The organism is Chryseobacterium sp. Marseille-Q3244 (genome assembly GCF_940807095.1).
GTDB lineage: Bacteria > Bacteroidota > Bacteroidia > Flavobacteriales > Weeksellaceae > Chryseobacterium.
The window spans coordinates 1-6,669 of the sequence record NZ_CALNWX010000030.1; the positions used below are offsets into that span (position 1 = coordinate 1).

9 protein-coding genes and 1 pseudogene are annotated in these 6,669 nt (G+C 28.3%); 6 read left to right on the top strand and 4 right to left on the bottom strand.

The window, feature by feature from the left end; all coding sequences use genetic code 11:
- The 3 genes and pseudogenes from NBX25_RS24585 to NBX25_RS24595 all read left to right on the top strand — a co-directional run.
- A pseudogene (locus NBX25_RS24585) lies at positions 1-157 on the top strand (DUF932 domain-containing protein); the annotation flags it as partial.
- Positions 158-188: 31 nt separating this feature from the next.
- Positions 189-854, top strand: coding sequence for a DUF4238 domain-containing protein (locus NBX25_RS24590; protein ID WP_250255830.1), 666 nt, complete (start codon positions 189-191; stop codon positions 852-854).
- Between the two features lie 100 nt (positions 855-954).
- Positions 955-1,116, top strand: a complete 162-nt coding sequence (locus NBX25_RS24595) for a hypothetical protein (RefSeq protein ID WP_250255823.1) — start codon at positions 955-957, stop codon at positions 1,114-1,116.
- A 10-nt stretch (positions 1,117-1,126) separates the two neighbouring features.
- Here NBX25_RS24595 and NBX25_RS24600 read toward each other — a convergent pair whose 3' ends face one another.
- Positions 1,127-1,387: a hypothetical protein gene (locus NBX25_RS24600; RefSeq protein ID WP_250255824.1), complete on the bottom strand. Its 261-nt coding sequence runs from the start codon at positions 1,385-1,387 to the stop codon at positions 1,127-1,129.
- 138 nt (positions 1,388-1,525) lie between these two features.
- Between NBX25_RS24600 and NBX25_RS24605 the strand changes: the two genes are divergently transcribed.
- The 3 genes from NBX25_RS24605 to NBX25_RS24615 all read left to right on the top strand — a co-directional run bounded on the left by NBX25_RS24605 (position 1,526) and on the right by NBX25_RS24615 (position 4,400).
- Positions 1,526-2,581, top strand: a complete 1,056-nt coding sequence (locus tag NBX25_RS24605; protein ID WP_250255825.1) for a type II toxin-antitoxin system RnlA family toxin — start codon at positions 1,526-1,528, stop codon at positions 2,579-2,581.
- Between the two features lie 11 nt (positions 2,582-2,592).
- Complete coding sequence (locus NBX25_RS24610) at positions 2,593-2,952, top strand: type II toxin-antitoxin system RnlB family antitoxin (protein ID WP_250255826.1); 360 nt, start codon at positions 2,593-2,595, stop codon at positions 2,950-2,952.
- A 347-nt stretch (positions 2,953-3,299) separates the two neighbouring features.
- The gene (locus tag NBX25_RS24615) at positions 3,300-4,400 is read left to right on the top strand and encodes a hypothetical protein (protein ID WP_250255827.1); all 1,101 of its coding nucleotides are present in this window, start codon (positions 3,300-3,302) and stop codon (positions 4,398-4,400) included.
- Between the two features lie 39 nt (positions 4,401-4,439).
- On the opposite strand, the gene NBX25_RS24620 is transcribed toward NBX25_RS24615, so the two are convergent.
- The 3 genes from NBX25_RS24620 to NBX25_RS24630 all read right to left on the bottom strand — a co-directional run bounded on the left by NBX25_RS24620 (position 4,440) and on the right by NBX25_RS24630 (position 6,464).
- Complete coding sequence (locus NBX25_RS24620) at positions 4,440-4,949, bottom strand: hypothetical protein (protein WP_250255828.1); 510 nt, start codon at positions 4,947-4,949, stop codon at positions 4,440-4,442.
- Positions 4,942-5,445, bottom strand: a complete 504-nt coding sequence (locus tag NBX25_RS24625; RefSeq protein ID WP_250255829.1) for a Panacea domain-containing protein — start codon at positions 5,443-5,445, stop codon at positions 4,942-4,944. The genes NBX25_RS24620 and NBX25_RS24625 overlap by 8 nt, the downstream gene beginning before the upstream one ends.
- A gap of 62 nt (positions 5,446-5,507) precedes the next feature.
- Positions 5,508-6,464: an IS1595 family transposase gene (locus tag NBX25_RS24630; protein WP_502799815.1), complete on the bottom strand. Its 957-nt coding sequence runs from the start codon at positions 6,462-6,464 to the stop codon at positions 5,508-5,510.
- Positions 6,465-6,669: the final 205 nt, after the last annotated feature.

Here is a 6,669-nt window from a genome sequence, read left to right on the forward strand (position 1 = left end):
AGATTACCATATCGTACAAAACCGTGAAGCGTTCAATTTCTTTGATGCTATCGTAGGCGGTGGGGACGGTATTTTATACGAAACCGCAGGAGCATTGGGCAAGGGAGAGCGCATTTTTATCACAGCCGATTTTAAACGATATACTTCAAAAAATAATCAAATTATTAGGAAATTGGGATAAGAAAAATATTTACAATAATGTTATTGATGAAATTGACAGAGACTATTTTGCAGAATTAATTGCTATACAACACATCAGACATCCGAATTTTATTGAAAATCATTGGAATCTGCATAAAGATATGAATTCAAAAAGCATTGATATCATATCATCTTTTCTTTCGATGGCTAATCAAAAATTCAAAAATATTAATAAACTAAACTTAGAATTTGATGAAAATTACTCTTCGGCATTGCATTCAAGTTTTATTTTAGATGAGGAATGGAGATACGATATTCAAGAACAATTAGTAAAGAAAATCTGGATATTTTTTTATACATCAGATAACGTTTTAACATCAGACAACCCATTACTTTTAAAACCTCACCTTAAACAAAAATTATCTTTGTATTCGGGTTTTTGGGCAGAAGGCGTCGAGATAATATTTCCGATTAATAAAAATCTAATTTTAACTATTTTGGATGAAGAATATTTTTCAGAGCAGAAAGATTTACATAATACTATCCAATTCTTAAATGATAAAAAATTGAGAGAATATAATTTGTACCAATATTACTTTTCAAATTTTGAAATTTATTCAGCAATTCATGATTTTGAGATTATTAAGAAGTTTGTGGAATTAAATAATGGTATGGATTATTTTCCAAATAGACCTAAAACTAATGTCTATTAAGATAAAACAGCATCATCTTGATGCTGTTTTAAAGTACAAACTACATTTGTTATAAGTTACCAAACCTCGATGCTGTATATATATTCTAAATTCAATTATTATGAAATCATTAAAAGAATTCATCACAGAAAATTTAGAAAATTCAACTGTCACTACTGTCCAAGAAAGTACTGAAAAACAGGTTGACGAAAATAATAATCTAGAAGAGGGACAAGCGGATGCTAAACCAAATGAAGACAAAACTAATGAAACCAAAAAGTAGTTTATTAATTTTAATTAGTTAAAGGCTCAAAATATAAACTTAATTGGACATTATTTTCTCCATTTACAATATTCCAAACACGACCATCAACAGTTGCTAGACTGATTTTATCTATTGACTCAACATACTTTAAAAATAATTCCTTTTGTTCCTCTTTCATAAAGTCAATTATTGATATATAATCTCCTATTTCTGGTAGTATTTCAAAATCTACAATATCTATGTCTATTTGGGTATCTGTTAACTCATCAGCTAAAAATGTAACTTTCATGTTTAATTGTTTTTACTAAAATACAATATTATACGTCAAGTTTTGTCACTACAATCTTGTAGATTTGATAAAAATCTGATTATTAGCTTATTATTTGAAAATTTATATATTTGCAAAATAAAACTAATAACCAAACGAATGTCATTTAAAAAAATTAATTTAAAAAGAGAGACTATTGAGGATGCAATAAAAGATTACAATTCTGCTTATGTTATAGATATTAAAGGAGATACAAATTGTATTAAATATCATATATCTGAAAATGGAATTGTCGTTAGTAAAATAAATGTATATCCTTTGACATCTGGTAAAACTACAGTTTCTTGGCAAGAATGTCAAAATCAAACATTAAGTGAAGCTATTTCAGAACATATTGTTAAATGCTGTAAATATTCAGAACAATTAAATACTTCAATTTATATCAAAAAATTGGAAGATAGTGAGCTTGCAGATTTATTAGATTTTCTTGAAAATTTTTGTGATGCAACATTGGAAAATACTATTAATTTGCCCAATGGAAAACAATATAAAATTAAAAGTATTTACGGTGATTACGTTTCAATTAATCATTTTACAAATGGTGCATTTAATGTTCAAGGTACTAGTGGTTTAATGAAGTCACAAGTTATTGAAGGATTATCAAAGTATCTAACTTACAATGATATTGTAGAAGCAACATTAGATAGTGTAAAAATTGATGAATTAGATAAGACTGAAATTGAGAAGTTATTTGAGGCAAGATTTCCTGTTACAAATTCTATGATTAGCGATACAACAAAATGTATTATTATGCCTGTATTTTTGACTGAAAGACTTGATGTTGCTGATAAAGGTATTGGAGATTTTTCTTTTATGGTTTTCCCAATATTCAGAGGGTTAGAGGGCTGTATAAAAGAATTATTCATTAATAATGGTATAAGTGTAGGGAATAATATAGGGCAACAATTTCAAGAATCTAGTGATGGAACTTATATATTGCAACAAAGACATAAAGCTACAATTAACAATGAGAAAATAGTAGAATCATTAGAAAAAATGTATAACTTTCATAAAAATAATAGACATGCATTATTTCATGTAGATGATACCATTATCTCTACAAGGTTGATTAGTGATATTGAAATTGCAAAATCATCAATAAATGAAACAGCTGAGCTAATAGAAGGCTGTTATGTATCTATATGTAACAATTAATAATAAAATAAATGAAATCTGAATTTAAAATAGTTATCGTTAATGATAATGCGGTAGTCTTTATAAATTCAAATAAAAGATTACCAGATGTTATTACAAAAGTTGAAACTAATTTTAAGAGAAAAAAATATTCAGGAATGGTAATTTTTGATCTACTAGTTTCTAATGGTCTAAGTAATAGATTTGTAGAAATGCCATTCCTGTCTGGAAGTTTTATTCTAAAAGAACTTAAAAAGACGGAAAATCTTGAGGCTGCTCTTTTGAGTGTTGCCAATGATTACTTTCGTAGCAATAAAGAATATATTCATAACTCAGTTATTACAAGACTTGAAAAAAGTAAAATAATAGATGAGTTAGAATTAACATTCTAAAATTATTTGAATTCTATAAACGAAAAACCCTCTATTTTAGAGGGTTTTTCGTTTTTCAGCCTTAACAATTTTTATTATATTTGTGGTAATAAAGTATCATTCTTAGGAATGTAAAAATAAATCGTGCTTAATTGCATTATTGCTGACCAAAACTACCACAACGAAGTTTTTTGACTTCCACTTATAAAAGCAAATAATGTATATAGGGTACGCCTGTATTGGCGTGGCTTGTATCATTGCTTTTAAGGGTGTGGTAGCCCTTGGTTAACGTGGTACAATGTCCACGCTTTATTTTTCATTTCTTTTTAGGAATGTTTTTATCAAATATTAACCAAAACTACCACACAATGAAATTTGAATTATCTACATTCAAAGCAATAACATCATGTTCAATATTGATGTTTGCAAACTTATCTGCACAAACAACTTTCGCTATCAATTCCGAGGTTATCAGTAAACTAAAATCGGAACAAAGCATGGTTTATCCTATTACCACAAAAGAAGTAGAATATCATCCTTTTGTTAAAGGTAAAGTTCCTACGTATATGTATGGATTATTTCTTGAATCAAAGAAAATTTTTGAACAAGAATATAATGACTATATGAAAGTTCCTCATAAACCAAACTCTTATGTTCCATCAGTTGTTGAAGAATATCCAAAAATGCTTGAAGAAGAAAAGTCATTTTCAGAAGATGAAAAATATATGGATGGACTTGTAAAATCAAATGTCATAGCAAAACGAAATGCATATATTATTGATAGAGATCAACCTATAACAAATATTGAAGAACTGAAAGGTAACTATAAAGAAATATCAAGTACTATGTTAATTTCTGGCGAAGATGTAGATAACAGATTCTTAAAAAATGAATTATCGGATGATTTGCGTGAATATTTGAAATATCCACCTGGCAAATCTAATACTTTGATGCAGAATATTGACACAGGTAAATTCTATTTGGTACTTTATGATACATTTCAAAATATCATTGGAATAAATGATACTGGAAATGTTGAAAAGTTATTAGCTTCTATGGGTTATAAAACTTATGGGCAAAATGAGCAGAAATACATTACAACAAAACATTATAAAATTCCATGTGATGCTATTTTCTACAATACCTTGAAAAGAGATAAGGATTATCTAAAGAAAATAGACACATGGTTTGACCAAATGCAAGGATTAAGAAAACAAGCATTGTCATATAATCCAAAGTTTGATAATTATATCAGAATATACAGATTGCAAAGAAACCGAATGTCAAAAGCTGATATTTCAGCCTGGACAACTTTAACTAAATCTGCAATGGCTTTGAATAAGCAATTTGTTGCTTTAAATGATAAGCTGTGGGGTGTTAACTATGATGTTTTAGATAAAAGCTATTTGAAAAATTCTAATGATTTTGATAATTATCTGGGTGCTTCTATGGGAGTGCTAGGTTTGTAAATTAATTGAAGGATGATAAATTATAAAATTTATCATCCTTCATATTTTACCAGTTTTATTAAAAATCTTATGAAATGGATCGTAAAACAAAATATAAAATATATTTGTATGTCCAATAAAGCCAAATATTCTAGGTGCTTTATCCTTATTCGTATATAATCGAATTTCAAAAAATTGAGGAATCTGTTCAGCCTGTAGCGGCTCAGAAAAAATAAAATCAGCTATTTCTTTTAAATTCTTATTAGGGTTAACAATTTGAAAAAATGATTTATCATCCACTATTTTGCTAAATTTACTATTGCAAATTTTTTTGATATATGAGAAATAAATATGTGCATCTGACATATTTGGATGTTTTTCACTAGATACTTTGTTAAACTCTGGATTAGAGAAAGAATATTCACTTGTATCTGTTAACAAATAATCATATGAAATAGAAATTGTACAATCAAAATTGCTAGGTAATACTGTATCTTTTAATTTAAATTTTAAATCACGTCCTTGCTCTTCTATTAGGTTTTCAATTTCAAGATTTAGATTTTCAAGCATTAGTTATTTTATTAAAATAATCATACATATCATCAATATTTAATTTTCTACCACTTCTTTCAATTGGTGACAGCCCTTCTCTAGCTTTGTTCCATGGTTTTTCACTGTGGGTCATTAGAACTAATCTTTCATCACTTAATTTTGCATATGCCTGTAGTACAGCATCTATCAATAATACTTGATTTCCATGCAAATTTAATTTGTTTTGAAGTTCCTTAATCTCATGATATAATTCTGATTCATCAAGTTCGGTTGAAATGGCTTCATTTTTAAAAAATGAAGATTTATATGAATTATACACCGATCTATATACAGGACCATTAACCCAAGCTTCTGGAAGTTCATTAAATAACTGTGCCTTATTAAATTTTGCAATATGCCATGCTTGAATATAATATAATAGTTTTTGTATTTTTAAAGGGCTAATTCTCACTCCCATATTTTGACAGAATGCTATAATATAATCAGACATTAAATTTACACCAACAGTTCTCATATCACAAAAATACTAATTTAAGTATTAATGTATATATTGATCTTCGGTAAATATTAACTATTTCAAGCTATCAGCTCTTCATAAGTAAGCCTTTCAGTAGCAGTAAGCAACGCAAGGTTAAACCTATCTCCCTCTTTATAATTTTTGGTATTGTATCTGAAAGCAAATTCATCACAGTACTTTTGTAGATGTTTAGGGCTAACAGAATGATAGATACCTAAAATACCTCTTTTTAACAAACTCCAGAATCCCTCAATACTATTTGTATGAAAGTTATCTTTTACATATAATCCCTCATTGTGGGGAATCTTTTTATGAATGAAGTTTTTATAAAGTTTTGAATATCCAACCCAACCATCACTAACAACGATTGAACCTTCTTCAACCATGTTTTTGATAACATTAATTAAAGTTTTGCCTTTTGTATTTGGAACAATTTCAGTTGTAACGATTCCATTACTCAAAAGACCAAACACAACGGTTTTTGTTTTAGTACTACGACCTTGAGTATTTTCTGTTCTATTTTTCTTTGACTTCTTTTGGTTTTTTCCTCCAACAAATGTTTCATCGACCTGAGTAATACCATCAAATTTTCCCAATTTATCAGCCTTAAAGGCATTTCTTATTCTTGATAGCATAAACCAAGCGGTCTTCTGGGTTACATCAATATCCTTAGCCAATTGATGGCTACTAATTCCTTTTTTATGGGAAGCAAATATATAGATTGCTAGAAACCATTTTTTGAACTTAATATTTGAATCTTCAAACATAGTCCCAACCCTTACGGTAAAACGTTCTCTGCAATCCTTGCATTTATAAAGTCCTTTAAATTTTCCTGCCTGTTTTAGCTTGTAATGGTTTTCTCTGACACTTCCACAATGAGGGCAAACTGGTTCTCCATTCCAACGTAATTCTTCAAGATATTCTCTGCATTTATGTTCGGTATCTAGAACCTCTATCATTTTAATTAGAGAATTGAATTCTGTATTGTTAAATTCTGATTTTGAATAACTTAACATCTTTGTTTTATTAAAATTATAAAAATTTGGTGAGTCTGAACAATGCAGCAAAACTTATTTTTAGAAAGTTTTACTGCGTGAAGTTCAGCATCGAATACATAAAAAATTCCTTAGGGTTTTTGACTGTCCAGGCAAACCATTTCTGCCCAATCTTTTTAACAAAAGCATTCATTTTAATAAGAGTTTTTATTTTGGTTAGAGAGTT

What these genes read in the sequence shown, in the direction of transcription:
- NBX25_RS24595 (WP_250255823.1), top strand. Translation starts at nt 955, where the DNA reads ATGAAATCATTAAAAGAATTCATCACAGAAAATTTAGAAAATTCAACT.
- NBX25_RS24600 (WP_250255824.1), bottom strand. Translation starts at nt 1,387, where the DNA reads ATGAAAGTTACATTTTTAGCTGATGAGTTAACAGATACCCAAATAGAC.
- NBX25_RS24605 (WP_250255825.1), top strand. Translation starts at nt 1,526, where the DNA reads ATGTCATTTAAAAAAATTAATTTAAAAAGAGAGACTATTGAGGATGCA.
- NBX25_RS24610 (WP_250255826.1), top strand. Translation starts at nt 2,593, where the DNA reads ATGAAATCTGAATTTAAAATAGTTATCGTTAATGATAATGCGGTAGTC.
- NBX25_RS24615 (WP_250255827.1), top strand. Translation starts at nt 3,300, where the DNA reads ATGAAATTTGAATTATCTACATTCAAAGCAATAACATCATGTTCAATA.
- NBX25_RS24620 (WP_250255828.1), bottom strand. Translation starts at nt 4,949, where the DNA reads ATGCTTGAAAATCTAAATCTTGAAATTGAAAACCTAATAGAAGAGCAA.
- NBX25_RS24625 (WP_250255829.1), bottom strand. Translation starts at nt 5,445, where the DNA reads ATGAGAACTGTTGGTGTAAATTTAATGTCTGATTATATTATAGCATTC.
- NBX25_RS24630 (WP_502799815.1), bottom strand. Translation starts at nt 6,464, where the DNA reads ATGTTAAGTTATTCAAAATCAGAATTTAACAATACAGAATTCAATTCT.